The sequence below is a fragment of the Pseudomonas sp. LJDD11 genome (assembly GCF_024584215.1).
Lineage (GTDB): Bacteria > Pseudomonadota > Gammaproteobacteria > Pseudomonadales > Pseudomonadaceae > Aquipseudomonas.
Genome location: NZ_JANJFL010000001.1, coordinates 167,193 through 184,704 on the forward strand (window position 1 = coordinate 167,193; position 17,512 = coordinate 184,704).

Here is a 17,512-nt window from a genome sequence, read left to right on the forward strand (position 1 = left end):
ACCCCGTTCTTGTCTTTGTTATAAGAACAACGGGGCGTATCAGACTTCGTCGGGGCTGCGCAGGTTGGTGACCTGAATACGCTGTTCGCGGCGCTGAACCTTGGTCGACGGCATTTCGGCACGGTAGATGCCTTGATCGCCGACAACCCAGGAAAGCGGGCGCCGCTCTTTGCCGATCGACTCCTGCAGCAGCATCAAGCCTTGCAGGAACGCTTCGGGGCGGGGCGGGCAGCCTGGCACGTAGACATCCACAGGCAGGAACTTGTCCACGCCCTGAACCACGGAGTAAATGTCATACATGCCGCCGGAGTTAGCGCACGAGCCCATGGAAATGACCCACTTGGGTTCGAGCATTTGCTCGTAGAGACGCTGGATGATCGGAGCCATCTTGATGAAGCAGGTCCCGGCAATAACCATGAAATCCGCCTGACGCGGCGATGCCCGGATGACTTCGGCGCCGAAGCGCGCGATGTCGTGGGGCGCCGTGAAGGCGGTGGTCATTTCCACGTAGCAGCACGAAAGGCCGAAGTTATACGGCCACAGGGAGTTTTTGCGCCCCCAGTTGACTGCGTTGCTCAGAACATCTTCGAGCTTGCCCATGAAGATGTTCTTGTGAACCTGGTCTTCTAACGGGTCGGAAACGGTTTCCCGTTCACCGATTGGATACTGCTCGTTAGGCGCATCCGGGTCGATCCTGGTGAGATTGTATTGCATTGCCAAAGCCTCATTGTTTTAGCTTCGCCTGCCGCTTACGACGACCTTCGGGTGCCCAATCGAGCGCCCCCACTCGCCAAAGGTAGACAAGACCTGCCAACAGAATTGCTATGAAAACGAGAGCTTCGACGAATCCGGCCCAGCCGCTTTCGCGTACCGACACAGACCATGCAAAGAGAAAGAGGGCTTCGATATCGAAGATCACGAACAGCATCGCGACCAGATAGAATTTTGCGGAGAGTCGCAGCCGGGCGCCGCCGGTGGGCAACATGCCAGACTCGAAAGGTTCGTTCTTGCTGCGCCCCCAGGCGCGGCTGCCGAGCAGGCTGGACAGGCCAAGCATGAAGGCACAGAGGCCGACGACGCCCAAAAGGAAGATGGCGAGGGCCCAGTTGTGGGCGATCAAACCTGTCGATTCGGACATGCTGGCAATCCTTAATCAGAGCGCGAAAGGGCTCTGAGCTTGAAATATTTAAGAGTGTAGGCCGTGACGAAATGTCGCAACGAAATCAATAAAACTGATTTTATGTGCAAATAGAGGGCAAGTAAATTTTCTACATGAAAATTATTCGACCGGTTGGTCGCAGTAATGGCTTGCATGGCGCTGCAGGCCACGTAAACCGTGTATTACTACTGTTTTAGTCAAGTATGTTTATCGTATCGAAAAGCGAACGAAGAGAATCTTAATGATAATTGATATCATCCGGTAATCAGTTTCATTGGTTTGCTGCTGCTGAAAGAAAGTGATTTAACTCATCTTACAAGTAGCACAATTGCGAGAATGCCACCTTGCTTGAGGTCAATGTTGCGGAAAGTAACGTTACTCGGGGTGTAAAAGATGAGCCACTGGTAAAAGTGGCTCATGGTTACTCAACTGCGCTCAGTTTCAGTGAAACTGCTCCTGCTCGGTGGAGCCGGTGAGGGCGGTGACCGACGAACTGCCACCCTGAATCACTGTGGTCATGTCGTCGAAATAGCCGGTACCGACTTCCTGTTGGTGGGCGACGAAGGTGTAACCCTTGGCGGCGTCGGCAAACTCCTGTTCCTGCAGCTTGACGTAGGCGGTCATGTCATTGCGGGCGTAGTCATGCGCCAGGCTGAACATGCCATGCCACATGTTGTGGATGCCGGCCAGGGTGATGAACTGATGTTTGTAGCCCATCGCAGACAGCTCGCGCTGGAATTTGGCGATGGTGGCATCGTCCAGGTTCTTCTTCCAGTTGAAGGATGGCGAGCAGTTGTACGACAGCAGCTGGTCCGGGTATTCCTTCTTGATTGCCTCGGCAAACCGGCGAGCCTCGTCCAGATCCGGCTTGGCGGTCTCGCACCACACCAGGTCGGCATAAGGTGCGTAGGCCAGGCCCCGGGCGATCGCCTGATCGAGGCCGGCGCGCACCTTGTAGAAGCCTTCATGGGTGCGGGTCCCGGTCACGAATGGCTGATCATAAGGGTCGCAGTCAGAGGTCAGCAGGTCGGCAGCGTTGGCGTCGGTGCGCGCCAGGATAATGGTCGGCACCCCGGCCACGTCGGCAGCCAGACGTGCGGCAACCAGCTTCTGCACCGCTTCCTGGGTCGGCACCAGTACCTTGCCGCCCATATGACCGCACTTTTTAACCGAGGCCAGCTGGTCTTCGAAATGCACCCCGGCGGCGCCGGCTTCAATCATGCTTTTCATCAGCTCATAAGCATTGAGCACACCGCCAAAGCCGGCCTCGGCGTCCGCCACGATAGGGGCAAAGTAATCGATGTAGCCTTCATCGCCGGGATTCTTGCCGGTTTTCCATTGAATCTGGTCGGCCCTGGTGAAGGCGTTGTTGATCCGTCGCACGACGGTGGGCACCGAGTCGACCGGGTACAGTGATTGGTCGGGGTACATGGACTCGGCCGAGTTGTTGTCGGCAGCGACCTGCCAGCCGGACAGGTAAATGGCCTGGATACCCGCCTTGACCTGCTGGACGGCTTGTCCGCCGGTCAGTGCCCCCATGCAGTTGACGAAGTCTTTGTCGGGACGAAACGACGGTCGCGCACCCTGGGTAATCAGGTTCCACAGTTTTTCGGCGCCCAGTTTTGCAAACGTGTGTTCCGGTTGTACCGAGCCACGCAGGCGGACGACATCAGCAGCAGAATAGGTTCGGGTCACATTGTTCCAGCGCGGATTTTCAGCCCAGTCTTTTTCAAGAGCCGCTATTTGTTGTTCGCGTGTCAGTGCCATGTTGATAAACCTCAGTTCCTGGGTTTTTCAGGCTGTGAAGCGTCGCGTCAATGACTCGCTACGTTTCAGCAGTCTGATGCGGTTGGAGTGTCCTGCTCCGCCAAAACGCCTCGTTTATCGAAGGCACGATTAGCTCACTGATCGGAAAACTTGCGGCGAACCGCATTTGCATCGGGTTGCGACGGATGAACGAATGGCTCGGGGTGTCGAGCGGGCATTCAGGTGCTGTCGAAAAGTACGCACAGAACGATGTTGCACAGTGCGAAGCTCACTACATTTTATCTGACTGCCGAACAGGGCTACCGTCCCTCAGGACAACTTCGTTCCAGTCGCAACCTCGTCAAACTGCCTTTTGGGCGGTCAAGACACGAAACGGTCCATGCAGTGGCGACGGACGTGCTTCGAAGGCTCTATTCAAGCCTCTGATCAGCGGGAGCGAGGCCATCATGCCGCGCCGTTTTTGCTCCGTCAAACGTTTTGTAGTGCTTTTATGGTGTCACTACATCTTTGGTCTAATACGACTGGTGGGTCACCAAAAGGCCCGTAGGTTCTGGCTTTGCGCCAGAGGCCGGGTTAGTCGAGGGCATCGACCTTGACGCGTAGCAGCATGTCGTCGCGGCCCTGGGTCGAGTAGTACTGGGCATTGCCCTGACGATCGGCTATCGACTGGCTCTGGTTGCCTGCCAGGGTGATCCATTCGCCAAGCCGGCCGCTGACCTTGCTATCGGTACTCTGCACCTTGATTGCGTCCGGGCGCTCCTGGCTGAGGCGGTCACGGTTGGTGCTGATGCTCAGGTGCACGATATCGCCGGTCACGCTGGCGGTGACATAGAAGCCCTGGGTCACGTTGCGATACTGGGTTTCGCTCTGGCTATAACCGTAACTGTCGGTGCGTGAGGTGGTCAGCGGAACACTCTGGCCGACTTGAATCAGCGCCGGGGTGCCTTCGCTGGTCTGCACCTGCTGCACGCCGCCCTCACGGCTGCTGGTGCCGTAGCTGATCACCCGGCCGCTGCTGGCGCCGTTGTGGCTGTGTGCAGCACTGTCGCTGGTGTCGACACTGATCAGCAGGCGTCTGGCGGCTACATCGAGTTGGGCGAGCAGGGCGCGCAGTTCTTCGATCCTGCGCGACTCGGCGTTGACGATCAACTGGTTGCCATAGGCGCTGACCGTGCCGTCCTGGCCAAGGAAGTTGCGTGCTACCGGCAGCATTTCGTCACTGGTGCGGTAATTGAGCGGCACCACTTCCGTGGCAGCCAGTACCGGGGTGCTTACAGCCAGCAGCAGTGAAACCAGCAAGGGGCGTACAGACATGTCCTTTCTCCGCGAAGAGCTTCCAGAAGGGCGCCGCTAAAAACTACCTGCGTGCCATCGCTGGGTTAAAAACAGGCTTGTGCGCGAGTCCGACCGTTGCTCGCCTGTTTTTGCCTTGCGCTGGCTGCCTCGCCTACGTTTTAGAGGTGCCCTGAAGGCTTGAGTGTGCCACTTTGCCGAGCGATAGCAAAACGCCCCGATCAACCGGCCGGTAACGGCGGGTCGAGCGGGGCGTTGATCGCAGGTGTGCAGTTTTTAAACTACACCGCCTCGCGGAGCATATCCACATGCGGCAGGCCGGCTTCGAGGAACTCGTCGCTGACCACGCGAAAGCCAAAGCGCTCATAGAAGGGCGCGGCATGAACCTGTGCGCTTAGCTTCTGCTGTTGCAGGCCGCGCTTTTCGGCCTCGCTCAGCACCGCGCCGAGCAGGGCTTCGCCAACCTTCAGGCCACGCCAGTCCTTGAGTACCGACAGACGACCGATTTCACCGTCCGGCAGCAAACGTGCGGTGCCTATCGGATAGTCGCCTTCGTTGGCCAGGAAGTGTACGGCGTCGGCATCTTCGGCATCCCATTCCAGCTCTGGAGGAACCGCCTGTTCGAAGATGAACACGCTTTCACGGATACGCCGTATGGCGGCGTTGTCCTTGTGCCAGTCTGCAACCGATACGCTGATTTTATTCATCGGCAAATCCCAGGCTTCCTTGTTTTACCAACTCGCAAAGCAGTGTGCGTCCGTCCTCGTCCGCCAGCCAGGGTCCGAGGTTCTCGATGTGCAGGGCGTCGGCGGCGCAGATCAGTTTGAGCAGATCGCGCAGCTTGCCCGGCAGCAAGCGGCTCTGGCCGCTGGCGAACAGCAGCAGGTCTTCATCGACATTCGACCAGGCCAGACGCGCGCTTGGGTTGCGAATGATGATGGCACCTTGTTCCAGGCTGTCCAGCAGGTCTTCTTCTTGCAACTCTTCGCCGCTGACCAGTTCCGGGTGGCGTGGCTCGGTCATGAACTGGCCGAACCAGGTCAGTAGCAGCCGCTCATCGCCCATGTGCTCGGCGAGCAGGCTCTTGAGACGGTCCAGCGCGTCGTGCTGGATCTGGTGTGGATCTGCAGCGGGCTGAAGGTTAGCGTCAGTGTAACGCTCTTCGTCAGGAATGAACTGGCTGAGGAAGTCGGTAAAGTGTGTCAGAACTTCAGCGGCGCTTGGCGCGCGGAAACCTACCGAATAGGTCAGGCAGTCGTCTACCGCCACGCCCCAGTGGGCCAGGCGCGGTGGCAGATAGAGCATGTCGCCAGGCTCCAGAGTCCACTCATCAGTACCTTCGAAGTCTGCCAGGATGCGCAGGTCAGCGTGCTGGATCAGCTCGCTTTCGGTGTTGCACAGCTGGCCCACTTTCCAGTTGCGTTTGCCGTGGCCTTGCAGCAGGAATACGTCGTAGTTGTCGAAATGCGGGCCAACGCTGCCGCCCGGTGCGGCGTAGCTGATCATCACGTCGTCGATGCGCCAGCTTGGCAGGAAACGGAAGTTCTCCAGCAGTTCGGCGACTTCCGGCACGAACTGGTCAACCGACTGCACCAGCAGGGTCCAGTCACGCTCTGGCAGCTTGCTGAACTCGTCCTCTGCGAACGGGCCGCGACGCAGCTCCCATGGGCGCTCGCCGTTCTCGATGATCAGGCGCGATTCGATTTCTTCTTCAAGCGCCAGGCCGGCCAGTTCGTCAGGCTCGATAGGGCTCTGGAAGTCACTGATGGCCTGACGGATCAGCAAAGGCTTCTTCTGCCAGTAGTCACGCAGGAAGACGCGTGCACTTATGCCGCCCAGAAGTTGCAGAGGAATATCAGGATTCATGTTCAAACCATTGAAATAAGGTGATTTTCGTTCGCGAATAAAAACGCCCGGCTGGGCCGGGCGTTATTCGCGGGGCGCAGGTCAGATGCGTTTGGCCTGGGCCACGGCATTGCCGATGTAGTTGGCTGGCGTCAGTTTCTTGAGTTCGGCCTTCGCGTCGCCCGGCATGTCCAGGCCATCGATGAAGGTCAGCAGCGCTTCAGGGCTGATGCCTTTGCCGCGAGTCAGCTCCTTGAGCTTCTCGTACGGGTTCTCGATGTTGTAGCGGCGCATGACGGTCTGGATCGGCTCGGCCAGCACTTCCCAGCAGGCGTCCAGGTCGGCGGCGATGCGTTGCTCGTTCAGCTCCAGTTTGCCGATGCCCTTGAGGCTGGCTTCGTAGGCGATGACGCTGTGTGCAAAGCCCACGCCCAGGTTGCGCAGTACAGTAGAGTCGGTCAGGTCGCGCTGCCAGCGCGAGATCGGCAGTTTGCTGGCCAGATGCTGGAACAGCGCATTGGCGATACCCAGGTTGCCTTCGGAGTTTTCGAAGTCGATCGGGTTGACCTTGTGCGGCATGGTCGAGGAGCCGATTTCGCCAGCGACAGTCTTCTGCTTGAAGTAGCCCAGGGAAATGTAGCCCCAGATATCGCGGTCGAAGTCGATCAGGATGGTGTTGAAACGGGCAACCGCATCGAACAGCTCGGCAATGTAGTCGTGCGGCTCGATCTGGGTGGTGTACGGGTTGAACTCCAGGCCCAGCTCGTCTTCGATGAAGGCGCGGGCGTTGGCTTCCCAGTCGATGTCCGGGTAAGCCGACAGGTGGGCGTTGTAGTTGCCCACGGCGCCGTTGATCTTGCCCAGCAGCGGTACGGCTGCGACCTGGGCGATCTGCCGCTCGAGGCGGTAGACGACGTTGGCCAGTTCTTTGCCCAGGGTGGTTGGCGAAGCCGGCTGGCCGTGGGTGCGCGACAGCATCGGCACGCTGGCAAAGCGCTGGGCCAGTTCGCGGATGGCGTCGGCGATCTGGCGCATCAGCGGCAGTACCACGGTGTCGCGGCCCTCGCGCAGCATCAGTGCGTGGGACAGGTTGTTGATGTCTTCACTGGTGCAGGCGAAATGGATGAACTCGCTGACCTTGTTCAGTTCAGGTAGCTTGGCGGCCTGTTCCTTGAGCAGGTACTCCACGGCTTTCACGTCGTGGTTGGTGGTGCGCTCGATTTCCTTGACGCGCTCGGCGTGCTCCAGCAGGAAATTGTCTGCCAGGGTGTCGAGAATGGCGTTGGCTTCGGCGCTGAAGGCCGGTACTTCGGTGATTTGCGGGTGCGCCGCCAGACGCTGCAACCAGCGTACTTCGACCAGAACACGGAAACGGATCAGGCCGTATTCGCTGAAGATAGGGCGCAGGGCCTGGGTTTTGCCACCGTAGCGGCCGTCGACAGGGGAAACCGCGGTGAGCGAAGAAAGCTGCATGGGGTGCTCTCGGACAGTCTGGCTTTGAAAAGGGCGCACATCATACACGAAATCACCGCTCATCTGGAGCGGGCTGACCAGCGTAGATAGCGTCGCGTGCAGTCGACGCGCGGCGTTTCAGCCGTGCATCATGGTATAGAGTTCATTCAACAACTTGCGGCGGCTGAACACCAGTTGCCAGCGATGGCCGCCAACTTGCCGCCACAGGCGCGCCGAGCGAATGCCGGCCAGCAACAGGGCGCGAATCTTCGAGGCGTTGCTGGGCTGCTGCAGATTGCGCATGTCGCCTTGCACCTGAATACGCTGGCGCAGGGTGCTCAGGGTGTCCTGGTACAGCGCACCGCTGGCGGCGATCACGTTTTCGTGAGTGATGCCGAAATGCTCAACCTGAGACTGGATCTGCGGCAGCCGCCGGCCAATCACTTCCAGCATGTCGTTGCGCTTGGCCAATTGACGCTCCAGGCCCAGCATCGACAGCGCATAGCGCAGCGGCTCGCGCTGCAATGTGCCGGGGTCGCGCTCCAGGGCGCTGGCCAGGGCGCGCAAGCCTTCGCGCAGGTACTGATCGCTGCCGCCGTACACCTCCAGAGTGTCCTTCGGGTCAAGTACCAGCAGGCTGCCAAGCATGCAGCCCAGTTCGGCCTCGCTGACCTGGCCGGTCTTGGCGATGCGGTCGACCAGCACAGCGGTCTGGAATACACCGCCCAGGGCGGTCAATTGTTCCTGAATCGGAGTCATCAAACCATGTCCTTGCTGTGCCAGGGTTCGGCAGTTTCAATCACGCCGCCGCCCAGGCAGATTTCACCGTCATAGAACACCACCGATTGCCCTGGTGTGACAGCGCGTTGCGGCTCGTCAAACACTGCACGGTAACCGTTGGCGGTTTTCTCCAGGGTGCAGGCCTGGTCGGCCTGGCGATAGCGGACCTTGGCAGTCAGTCGTCGCGGGCTGTGCAGGTCAATCGGGTTGACCCAGTAAATTTGCGAAGCCAGCAGGGCACGCGAGAACAGCCATGGATGATCGTTGCCCTGACCGACGATCAGCTCGTTGTGGGTCAGGTCTTTTTCCAGCACATACCAGGGCTCGTCGCCGGCGTCTTTCAGACCGCCAATGCCCAGGCCCTGGCGCTGGCCAATGGTGTGGTACATCAGCCCGGCATGCTGGCCGATGACTTCGCCTTCAGTGGTCTTGATCTCGCCGGGCTGGGCAGGCAGGTACTGGCGCAGAAAGTCGGTGAAGCGTCGCTCGCCGATGAAACAGATCCCGGTCGAGTCTTTCTTTCGGGCGGTGATCAGGCCGTGTTTCTCGGCAATCGCCCGCACTTCGGGTTTTTCCAGTTCACCGACCGGAAACAGGGTGCGGGCGATCTGCTCGCCGCCGACGGCATGCAGGAAATAGCTCTGGTCCTTGTTCGGGTCCAGGCCCTTGAGCAGCTCAGTGTGGGTGGCGGTGTCGCGGCGACGCACATAATGGCCGGTTGCAATCAGGTCGGCGCCCAGGCTCAGCGCATAGTCGAGGAATGCCTTGAACTTGATTTCCCGGTTGCACAGGATGTCGGGGTTGGGCGTGCGGCCGGCCTTGTACTCTTCCAGGAAGTGTTCGAACACGTGATCCCAGTACTCGGCAGCGAAGTTGGCCGTGTGCAGCTTGATGCCGATGCGGTCGCAAACGGCCTGGGCGTCGGCCAGGTCTTCTTTCGCGGTGCAGTATTCGGTGCCGTCGTCTTCTTCCCAGTTCTTCATGAACAGACCTTCCACCTGATAGCCCTGTTCCAGCAGCAGAACGGCGGATACGGAGGAATCCACGCCGCCGGACATGCCGACGATGACACGGGGTTTATCGGTGTTTGGAAGGGCAGAATCAGACATGGGCATTCAACAGCTATGGGTGAAAAGGACGCGATTCTATCAGGCGCGGGCTGTTGCGTCTCATGCCTTGTCGCGCAGCAGCTCAAGACTGAAACGCTCGCCTTGCAGGTAATCATCGACACAGCGCAGCACCAGCTCACTGCGCCAGCGTGCCTGTTGGGTAACCAGTTCATCGCGATTCAGCCAGACCGGGCCGATGATGCCGTCGTCCAGTTGATAGTCGGGGTTGTGCTTGAGGGGCTTGGCGGCAAAGCAGATTCGCTGATATGTGACGCCATTGCTGGGTGCGGTGTACAGGTAAATGCCGACCACCCCGGTCAGCTCCACATCCCAGCCGGTTTCTTCCAGGGTTTCGCGCACTGCCGCGCGCTGCAGGCTTTCATTCGGATCCAGATGTCCGGCCGGCTGATTCAGTACCGGCTGGCCGCTTTGCAGCTCCTCGACGAACAGGAAGCGGCCCTGATCTTCAACGATAGTGGCGACGGTTACGTGGGCTTGCCAGGTCATGGGCGAATCCTTAAGAGTCTTGGTGGGTGGCAGTATACGTAAAGGCGGGGAGCGGGTGGTTTGAGGGGGTGTCGTGTGGTGTGCATCCTCATGTGTCGGGTTTTAGTCACCTTTGCGCTTTTAGAAGGCTTTCACGACTGAAGTCGCTCCTACAAAAAAGCTGGAAACTTCGGTGACTCAAAAAACAACAACCCCGGCTGCGTGGGCCGGGGTTGTTGTTTACAGCAGCTTGAACCTTACAGCGCAGCGATTGCCGCGTTCAGGGTCTCGCTAGGACGCATGGCCTTGCTGGCCAGCTCCGGCTTGGCGAAGTAGTAACCGCCAATCTCAACCGGCTTGCCTTGTACCGCATTGAGCTCGGCAACGATTTTCTCTTCGTTGTCGGTCAGGGTCTTGGCCAGTGGCGCGAACTGGGCCTTCAGGGCCGCGTCGTCATTCTGTGCTGCCAGTGCCTGAGCCCAGAACAGGGTCAGGTAGAAATGGCTGCCGCGGTTGTCGATGCTGCCGACTTTGCGCGATGGCGACTTGTTGCGGTCCAGGAACTCACCGGTCGCCTGGTCCAGAGTCTTGGACAGTACCAGTGCTTTCGGGTTGTTGTAGGCGTTGCCCAGGTGCTCCAGAGAAGCCGCCAGAGCCAGGAATTCGCCCAGCGAGTCCCAGCGCAGGAAGTTCTCTTCGACGAACTGCTGCACGTGCTTTGGCGCCGAACCGCCAGCACCGGTTTCGAACAGGCCGCCACCGTTCATCAGCGGCACGATCGACAGCATCTTGGCGCTGGTGCCCAGCTCCATGATCGGGAACAGGTCGGTCAGGTAGTCGCGCAGTACGTTACCGGTGGCCGAGATGGTGTCTTTGCCGGCGCGGGTGCGCTCCAGGGTCAGCTTCATCGCCTCGACCGGAGTCAGGATCTGGATGTCCAGGCCCGAAGTGTCGTGGTCGCCCAGGTACTTCTTGACCTTGTCGATCACCAGTGCGTCGTGACCACGTGCCGGGTCCAGCCAGAACAGCGCAGGCGTGCTGCTGGCGCGAGCGCGGTTGACGGCGAGTTTGACCCAGTCCTGGATCGGTGCGTCTTTGGTCTGGCAGGCGCGGAAGATATCGCCCGCTTCGACGTTCTGCTCCAGCAGGACTTCACCCTTGCTGTTGGATACACGTACAACGCCGTCAGTCTTGACCTGGAAGGTCTTGTCGTGAGAGCCGTACTCTTCGGCTTTCTGGGCCATCAGGCCGACGTTCGGCACGCTGCCCATGGTGGTCGGATCGAATGCACCGTGCTTTTTGCAGTCTTCGATAACCGCCTGGTAGATGGTGGCGTAGCTGCGATCCGGGATCACGGCCTTGGCGTCGTGCAGTTGGCCATCGGTGCCCCACATCTTGCCCGAGTCACGGATCATGGCTGGCATCGAAGCATCGACGATCACGTCGCTTGGTACGTGCAGGTTGGTGATGCCCTTGTCGGAGTTGACCATCGCCAGTTGTGGGCGAGCAGCGTACACGGCGTCGATGTCAGCCTTGATTGCGGCTTGCTTGTCGGCCGGCAGGCTGCCGATACGGTTGTACAGGTCACCGATACCGTTGTTCAGGTCAAAGCCGATTTCCTTGAGCACGTCGGCGTGCTTGGTCAGGGCGTCCTGATAGAACTCTTCGACGATCTGGCCGAAGATGATCGGATCGGAGATCTTCATCATGGTGGCTTTGAGGTGCACCGAGAACAGTACGCCTTGTTTCTTGGCGTCGTCGATCTCGGCCGCGATGAAGCTGCGCAGGGCCTTTTTGCTCAGTACCGAGCTGTCAATGATTTCACCGGCCTTGACGGCGGTTTTCTCTTTCAGGACGGTGGCAGTGCCGTCCTTGGCGATCAGTTCGATCTTCAGGCTGTCGTCGGCTTCGATCAGGGCGCCTTTTTCGCTGCCGTAGAAATCGCCACTGCTCATGTGGGCTACATGGGCCTTGGAGTCTGCTGCCCAGGCGCCCATCTTGTGCGGGTGCTTGCGCGCGTAGTTCTTGACCGACAGCGGTGCGCGACGGTCGGAGTTGCCTTCGCGCAGGACCGGGTTCACGGCACTGCCCTTGACCTTGTCGTAGCGGGCGCGGGCGTCTTTCTCGGCGTCAGTGGACGGCGCTTCAGGGTAGTCAGGAATGGCGTAGCCCTGTTCCTGCAGCTCTTTGATGGTGGCTTTGAGTTGCGGAACCGAAGCACTGATGTTCGGCAGTTTGATGATGTTGGCTTCTGGTGTGGTAGCCAGTTTGCCCAACTCGGCAAGATGATCCGGGATTTGCTGGTCGGCGCGCAGCGACTCCGGGAAGCTGGCCAATACACGGCCCGCCAGGGAAATGTCACGGGTCTCGACGTCGATGTCGGACGAAGCCGTGAACGCTTCGATGATGGGCAGCAGGGAATAAGTGGCGAGGGCCGGAGCTTCGTCGGTGAAGGTGTAGATGATCTTCGAGCGGTTGGACATTCGTATTAACTCTCTGTTTTGCTGAGCATGCACAAAATCCCGATACGCGCTGAGTAGGCGCTTGACCCGGGTTCGTGCCACGGGCTCGGGTCGGGATTGATTCGCGGTGATGTTGGGTGCATCAGTCGAGCGTCAAGCAATCGGGCACCATAACGGCACCTCTAAAAACTACCTGCGTTGCCATCGCTGCGTTAAAAACAGGCTCAAAATGCTCATTTACAACCCGTAAACTCCGCTTTCTCGCCTGTTTTTGCCTTGCACTGGCTGCCTCGCCTACGTTTTTAAAGGCGCCCATAAGTCCCAACGCAGATCGGAGCTGGTGTCGTGTATCCGGACGGGCCAGTTCCAGTGACTGGAGCCCCTATGACTCGGCAGTCACGCCGGAGTATATCAAACCCTGAAACGCAAGCATTAATGCTATGCGGCCAATTGGCGCATGCCAATACGGCCTTGGTCGAACGCAAGCGCTCTGGATCAATGCTTTTCGGGATTTTGCAAAAGATTGCGCGATGGTGTCCAGTGGCCGTGATTGTCAGAAGCGGCACGGGTGCTAGGCTTCATTGCGGTCAGGCTGTCCAATCAAACACGTATTGGAGTTCAGCATGAAATACGCAAAGATCACAATCCCCGCCATTGGTGAGCAGATCACCGTCAACCCGGATCACTCGCTCAATGTCCCCGAGCAACCGATTATTCCTTATATAGAAGGCGATGGCGTGGGCGTCGATATCACGCCTGTCATGCTCAAGGTCGTCGATGCTGCAGTCGCCAAGGCTTACGCCGGAAGCCGAAAAATTGCCTGGATGGAGGTCTATGCCGGAGAAAAGGCCACCCAGGTCTATGCCCCGGACATATGGTTGCCCGATGAAACCCTGGATGCACTGCAGCGCTACGTGGTGTCGATCAAGGGGCCGCTGACTACACCGGTTGGCGGCGGAATCCGTTCGCTGAACGTTGCTCTGCGCCAGCAACTGGATTTGTACGTCTGCCTGCGTCCGGTGCGCTGGTTTGCCGGGGTGCCCAGCCCGGTCAACAAGCCGGGTGATGTCGATATGGTGATCTTTCGTGAGAATTGCGAAGACATTTACGCCGGTATCGAGTGGGCGGCGGGTTCACCCGAGGCGCAGCGGGTCATCGATTTTCTGAAAGAGCAAATGGGAGTGACGCGCCTGCGCTTCGACCACGACTGCGGAATCGGTATCAAGCCGGTTTCCCGTGATGGCACCCGGCGGCTGGTGCGTAAGGCTCTGCAATATGTGGTGGATCATGACCGGCGTTCGCTGACCATTGTGCACAAGGGCAACATCATGAAATACACCGAAGGCGCCTTCAAGGAGTGGGGTTATGAGGTGGCCTCGGCGGAGTTTGGTGCGACGCTGCTCGACGGCGGGCCCTGGATGCGGTTCATCAATCCCAGGACCGGTAATGAGGTGGTCGTCAAGGACGTCATCGCCGATGCGATGTTGCAGCAGGTGCTGTTGCGCCCGGCTGAGTACGACGTGATTGCAACCCTGAATCTCAATGGCGACTACCTGTCCGATGCGCTGGCCGCTCAGGTCGGTGGTATCGGTATTGCTCCGGGCGCCAATCTGTCTGATGACGTTGCGGTGTTCGAAGCAACCCATGGTACGGCGCCGCGTTATGCGGGCAAGGACCAGGTCAATCCGGGGTCTCTGATTCTGTCGGCAGAAATGATGCTGCGCCATCTGGGCTGGGTTGAGGCGGCAGGGCTGATCGTTCAGGGGATCGAAGCGGCAATGGCTGAGAGAACCGTTACCTATGATTTCGCACGGCTGATGGAGGGGGCCAACCGGGTGTCCTGCTCGGGGTTTGGTGATGCGCTGATTGCGCACATGCAGGCGTAAAGAGGGGTCACGAGCGGCCGGTTCGAACTGCTGAACCGGCGTGCTTTACATCACATCATGGCTGGGGTTTGTGGTGGTTCGCCTCAGGCTGGCACATTGGAGGTTTTCAAGGTCAAGGTCGCTGCACTGGACGCTTCGATCGGCTTGGCGGCAGTGGCCGCAGCGGGCGAAATGTTAACGGCGTGCAGACCCTTGGGGCCCTGAATAATCTCGAAGTTGACCGGCTGGCCGGCTTTGAGTGTCTTGTAACCGTCCATCTGAATAGCTGAATAATGCGCGAACAGATCTTCATCCCGGCCGTCGGCAAGGATAAATCCATAGCCTTTTGCATTATTGAACCACTTGACTTTACCACTGAGCATAGCCATATCCCTCTGCAAAGGACTCCGTCTGGAGTATCATCCACCTCAATCCGCCATACCTGAAATAAAATTTTGGTTGACTGCGCGGACCCTTTTTACCCAATGTGGGCTCTATTGTTTGTAACACCGTTTAGCTGATAGTCAAGGTCATGCGGCAGTCCATTTCAATGAATGGGCGTTCTGACAGCGGCCAATTGCTATTAGTTCAATCCGACCTACGCAAATTTCGAACGTTTTCCCATGCATGCAATCAGCAAGATTCGACTAACCTTCAATCAGGACGATCAGCAGCCTTACGAGGATGACTCGGCCGGTGTTGCAGTGCAGGACGCTCAGCCGACTCTGCAGGCCCCACCGATGTATAAGGTGGTTTTGTTCAACGATGATTACACGCCGATGGATTTCGTCATCGAAGTGCTGGAGGTGTTCTTCAATCTGAATCGTGAGCTGGCAACCAAGATCATGCTGACTGTCCATACAGAGGGGCGGGCAGTATGCGGATTGTTTACCCGTGACATCGCCGAGACCAAGGCCATGCAGGTCAATCAGTACGCCAGGGAAAGTCAGCATCCACTACTCTGTGAGATCGAGAAGGACGGTTAACGCCGACCACTTGGGTTATGAGGTGAAGCTATGTTAAACCGTGAGCTCGAAGTCACCCTCAATCTGGCCTTCAAGGAGGCGCGCTCGAAGCGTCATGAGTTCATGACCGTCGAGCATCTGCTTCTGGCCTTATTGGACAACGAGGCCGCTGCCACCGTTTTGCGGGCATGCGGCGCGAACCTCGATAAGCTCAAGCATGATCTGCAGGAGTTCATCGACTCCACTACGCCACTGATCCCCGTGCATGACGAAGATCGGGAAACTCAGCCGACGCTGGGCTTCCAGCGCGTTCTGCAGCGCGCAGTCTTTCATGTACAGAGCTCCGGCAAGCGTGAAGTGACCGGCGCCAATGTACTGGTTGCAATCTTCAGCGAACAGGAAAGCCAGGCCGTCTTTCTGCTCAAGCAGCAGAGCGTGGCCCGGATCGATGTCGTCAATTACATTGCCCACGGGATTTCCAAGGTCCCCGGGCACGGCGAACACTCTTCCGAAGGTGAGCAAGATATGCAGGACGACGAGGGTGGTGAGGCTTCTTCCTCTGGCAATCCTCTGGATGCCTATGCCAGTAACCTTAACGACCAGGCCCGCCAGGGGCGTATCGACCCGCTGGTCGGTCGCGAGCAGGAAGTCGAGCGTGTGGCGCAGATCCTGGCCCGTCGTCGCAAGAACAACCCGCTACTGGTTGGCGAGGCCGGTGTGGGCAAGACAGCCATTGCCGAGGGCCTGGCCAAGCGTATTGTCGACAATCAGGTGCCTGACCTGCTGGCCAGCAGTGTCGTCTACTCGCTGGACCTGGGCGCGCTGCTGGCGGGCACCAAGTACCGCGGTGACTTCGAGAAGCGCTTCAAGGCGCTGCTCAACGAATTGCGCAAACGCCCGCATGCGATCCTGTTCATCGACGAGATTCACACCATCATCGGTGCCGGTGCTGCCTCCGGTGGCGTGATGGATGCCTCCAACCTGCTCAAGCCGCTGTTGTCCTCAGGCGAGATCCGCTGTATCGGTTCCACCACCTTCCAGGAATTTCGCGGTATTTTCGAGAAGGATCGTGCCCTGGCACGGCGCTTCCAGAAGGTTGACGTGTCTGAGCCGTCGGTTGAAGACACTATTGGCATTCTCAAGGGGCTCAAGGGTCGCTTCGAGCAACACCACAACATCGAGTACAGCGACGAAGCCCTGCGTGCCGCCGCCGAGCTGGCTTCACGCTATATCAACGACCGGCACATGCCTGACAAGGCCATCGATGTGATCGACGAGGCCGGTGCCTACCAGCGCCTGCGGCCGGTCGAGCAGCGGGTCAAGCGCATTGAGGTTGCTCAGGTCGAGGATATCGTTGCCAAGATCGCGCGCATTCCGCCCAAGCACGTCAACAGCTCCGACAAGGAACTGCTGCGCAACCTGGAGCGTGACCTCAAGCTCACCGTATTCGGTCAGGATGCGGCCATCGACTCGCTGTCGACTGCCATCAAGCTGTCCCGGGCCGGCTTGAAGTCACCCGACAAGCCAGTAGGCTCGTTCCTGTTTGCCGGTCCTACCGGGGTTGGCAAGACCGAGGCGGCACGCCAGTTGGCCAAAGCGCTGGGCGTCGAGTTGGTCAGGTTCGACATGTCCGAGTACATGGAGCGCCATACCGTCTCGCGGCTGATCGGTGCGCCACCGGGTTATGTCGGTTTCGACCAGGGCGGTCTGTTGACCGAGGCGATCACCAAGCAGCCGCATTGCGTATTGCTGCTCGATGAAATCGAGAAGGCTCACCCGGAAGTCTTCAACCTGCTGCTGCAGGTCATGGACCACGGTACCCTGACCGACAACAACGGGCGCAAGGCGGACTTCCGCAATGTGATCCTGATCATGACCACCAACGCCGGTGCCGAGACCGCTTCGCGGGCCTCGATCGGCTTCACGCATCAGGACCACTCCTCCGATGCCATGGAAGTGATCAAGAAGAGCTTCACGCCAGAGTTCCGCAACCGTCTGGATACCATCATCCAGTTCGGCCGGCTCAGTCACGAAGTCATCAAGAGCGTCGTCGACAAGTTCCTCACCGAACTGCAGGCGCAGCTTGAGGACAAGCGTGTCCAGCTTGAAGTGTCGGATGCGGCGCGCAGCTGGCTGGCTCAGGGCGGTTACGATGCAGCAATGGGCGCGCGGCCGATGGCTCGACTCATCCAGGACCGGATCAAGCGGCCGCTGGCCGAAGAGATCCTGTTCGGCGAGTTGTCCGAGCATGGCGGTGTCGTGCATATCGATGTCAAGGATGGCGAGATTACCTTCGACTACGAAACCACGGCAGAAATGGCCTGATCCC

General features: G+C 58.8%; 15 protein-coding genes. 3 read left to right on the forward strand and 12 right to left on the reverse strand.

The genetic code is table 11. From position 1 onward, the window contains the following. Window positions 1–39: 39 nt before the first annotated feature. The 11 genes from NRB16_RS00745 to NRB16_RS00795 all read right to left on the reverse strand — a co-directional run bounded on the left by NRB16_RS00745 (window position 40) and on the right by NRB16_RS00795 (window position 12,374). A complete protein-coding gene (locus NRB16_RS00745) occupies window positions 40–714 on the reverse strand; it encodes an NADH-quinone oxidoreductase subunit B family protein (protein WP_045493157.1) in 675 nt (224 codons plus the stop codon). Window positions 715–724: 10 nt separating this feature from the next. Continuing rightward, window positions 725–1,138, reverse strand: coding sequence for an NADH-quinone oxidoreductase subunit A (locus tag NRB16_RS00750; RefSeq protein ID WP_045493154.1), 414 nt, complete (start codon window positions 1,136–1,138; stop codon window positions 725–727). 462 nt (window positions 1,139–1,600) lie between these two features. Then, complete coding sequence (gene aceA / locus NRB16_RS00755; RefSeq protein ID WP_257105240.1) at window positions 1,601–2,926, reverse strand: isocitrate lyase; 1,326 nt, start codon at window positions 2,924–2,926, stop codon at window positions 1,601–1,603. Window positions 2,927–3,499: 573 nt separating this feature from the next. Further along, a complete protein-coding gene (locus NRB16_RS00760) occupies window positions 3,500–4,240 on the reverse strand; it encodes a secretin N-terminal domain-containing protein (RefSeq protein WP_045493148.1) in 741 nt (246 codons plus the stop codon). 260 nt (window positions 4,241–4,500) lie between these two features. Next, window positions 4,501–4,926 (reverse strand): GNAT family N-acetyltransferase, encoded by a 426-nt coding sequence (locus NRB16_RS00765; RefSeq protein ID WP_045493144.1) that lies wholly within the window; start codon window positions 4,924–4,926, stop codon window positions 4,501–4,503. Next, window positions 4,919–6,085 (reverse strand): cupin domain-containing protein, encoded by a 1,167-nt coding sequence (locus NRB16_RS00770; RefSeq protein ID WP_253117538.1) that lies wholly within the window; start codon window positions 6,083–6,085, stop codon window positions 4,919–4,921. Before NRB16_RS00770 ends, NRB16_RS00765 begins: the two co-directional genes overlap by 8 nt. An 81-nt stretch (window positions 6,086–6,166) precedes the next feature. Further along, window positions 6,167–7,537 (reverse strand): adenylosuccinate lyase, encoded by a 1,371-nt coding sequence (purB, locus tag NRB16_RS00775; protein ID WP_045493138.1) that lies wholly within the window; start codon window positions 7,535–7,537, stop codon window positions 6,167–6,169. 117 nt (window positions 7,538–7,654) lie between these two features. Beyond that, complete coding sequence (gene hflD, locus NRB16_RS00780; protein WP_045493135.1) at window positions 7,655–8,275, reverse strand: high frequency lysogenization protein HflD; 621 nt, start codon at window positions 8,273–8,275, stop codon at window positions 7,655–7,657. Continuing rightward, the gene (gene mnmA, locus NRB16_RS00785; protein ID WP_045493133.1) at window positions 8,275–9,405 is read right to left on the reverse strand and encodes a tRNA 2-thiouridine(34) synthase MnmA; all 1,131 of its coding nucleotides are present in this window, start codon (window positions 9,403–9,405) and stop codon (window positions 8,275–8,277) included. The genes hflD and mnmA overlap by 1 nt, the downstream gene beginning before the upstream one ends. 60 nt (window positions 9,406–9,465) lie before the next feature. After that, the gene (locus NRB16_RS00790) at window positions 9,466–9,912 is read right to left on the reverse strand and encodes an NUDIX hydrolase (protein ID WP_045493131.1); all 447 of its coding nucleotides are present in this window, start codon (window positions 9,910–9,912) and stop codon (window positions 9,466–9,468) included. Between the two features lie 236 nt (window positions 9,913–10,148). Then, window positions 10,149–12,374, reverse strand: coding sequence for an NADP-dependent isocitrate dehydrogenase (locus NRB16_RS00795; RefSeq protein ID WP_045493129.1), 2,226 nt, complete (start codon window positions 12,372–12,374; stop codon window positions 10,149–10,151). 602 nt (window positions 12,375–12,976) lie between these two features. On the opposite strand from NRB16_RS00795, the gene icd reads away from it, so the two are divergent. Then, window positions 12,977–14,239 (forward strand): NADP-dependent isocitrate dehydrogenase, encoded by a 1,263-nt coding sequence (gene icd, locus NRB16_RS00800; protein WP_257105241.1) that lies wholly within the window; start codon window positions 12,977–12,979, stop codon window positions 14,237–14,239. Window positions 14,240–14,322: 83 nt separating this feature from the next. On the opposite strand, the gene cspD is transcribed toward icd, so the two are convergent. Further along, window positions 14,323–14,601 carry a cold shock domain-containing protein CspD gene (gene cspD / locus NRB16_RS00805; RefSeq protein ID WP_045493125.1) on the reverse strand — a complete coding sequence of 93 codons (279 nt, stop codon included), beginning with the start codon at window positions 14,599–14,601 and terminating at the stop codon, window positions 14,323–14,325. Window positions 14,602–14,841: 240 nt separating this feature from the next. Between cspD and clpS the strand changes: the two genes are divergently transcribed. After that, complete coding sequence (gene clpS, locus NRB16_RS00810) at window positions 14,842–15,204, forward strand: ATP-dependent Clp protease adapter ClpS (RefSeq protein ID WP_045493123.1); 363 nt, start codon at window positions 14,842–14,844, stop codon at window positions 15,202–15,204. A 30-nt stretch (window positions 15,205–15,234) separates the two neighbouring features. Then, window positions 15,235–17,508: an ATP-dependent Clp protease ATP-binding subunit ClpA gene (clpA, locus tag NRB16_RS00815; RefSeq protein WP_045493120.1), complete on the forward strand. Its 2,274-nt coding sequence runs from the start codon at window positions 15,235–15,237 to the stop codon at window positions 17,506–17,508. Window positions 17,509–17,512: the final 4 nt, after the last annotated feature.

What these genes read in the sequence shown, in the direction of transcription:
- cspD (WP_045493125.1), bottom strand. Translation starts at nt 14,601, where the DNA reads ATGCTCAGTGGTAAAGTCAAGTGGTTCAATAATGCAAAAGGCTATGGA.
- purB (WP_045493138.1), bottom strand. Translation starts at nt 7,537, where the DNA reads ATGCAGCTTTCTTCGCTCACCGCGGTTTCCCCTGTCGACGGCCGCTAC.
- clpA (WP_045493120.1), top strand. Translation starts at nt 15,235, where the DNA reads ATGTTAAACCGTGAGCTCGAAGTCACCCTCAATCTGGCCTTCAAGGAG.
- NRB16_RS00765 (WP_045493144.1), bottom strand. Translation starts at nt 4,926, where the DNA reads ATGAATAAAATCAGCGTATCGGTTGCAGACTGGCACAAGGACAACGCC.
- NRB16_RS00795 (WP_045493129.1), bottom strand. Translation starts at nt 12,374, where the DNA reads ATGTCCAACCGCTCGAAGATCATCTACACCTTCACCGACGAAGCTCCG.
- clpS (WP_045493123.1), top strand. Translation starts at nt 14,842, where the DNA reads ATGCATGCAATCAGCAAGATTCGACTAACCTTCAATCAGGACGATCAG.
- NRB16_RS00750 (WP_045493154.1), bottom strand. Translation starts at nt 1,138, where the DNA reads ATGTCCGAATCGACAGGTTTGATCGCCCACAACTGGGCCCTCGCCATC.
- NRB16_RS00745 (WP_045493157.1), bottom strand. Translation starts at nt 714, where the DNA reads ATGCAATACAATCTCACCAGGATCGACCCGGATGCGCCTAACGAGCAG.
- aceA (WP_257105240.1), bottom strand. Translation starts at nt 2,926, where the DNA reads ATGGCACTGACACGCGAACAACAAATAGCGGCTCTTGAAAAAGACTGG.
- mnmA (WP_045493133.1), bottom strand. Translation starts at nt 9,405, where the DNA reads ATGTCTGATTCTGCCCTTCCAAACACCGATAAACCCCGTGTCATCGTC.
- NRB16_RS00760 (WP_045493148.1), bottom strand. Translation starts at nt 4,240, where the DNA reads ATGTCTGTACGCCCCTTGCTGGTTTCACTGCTGCTGGCTGTAAGCACC.
- icd (WP_257105241.1), top strand. Translation starts at nt 12,977, where the DNA reads ATGAAATACGCAAAGATCACAATCCCCGCCATTGGTGAGCAGATCACC.
- hflD (WP_045493135.1), bottom strand. Translation starts at nt 8,275, where the DNA reads ATGACTCCGATTCAGGAACAATTGACCGCCCTGGGCGGTGTATTCCAG.
- NRB16_RS00790 (WP_045493131.1), bottom strand. Translation starts at nt 9,912, where the DNA reads ATGACCTGGCAAGCCCACGTAACCGTCGCCACTATCGTTGAAGATCAG.
- NRB16_RS00770 (WP_253117538.1), bottom strand. Translation starts at nt 6,085, where the DNA reads ATGAATCCTGATATTCCTCTGCAACTTCTGGGCGGCATAAGTGCACGC.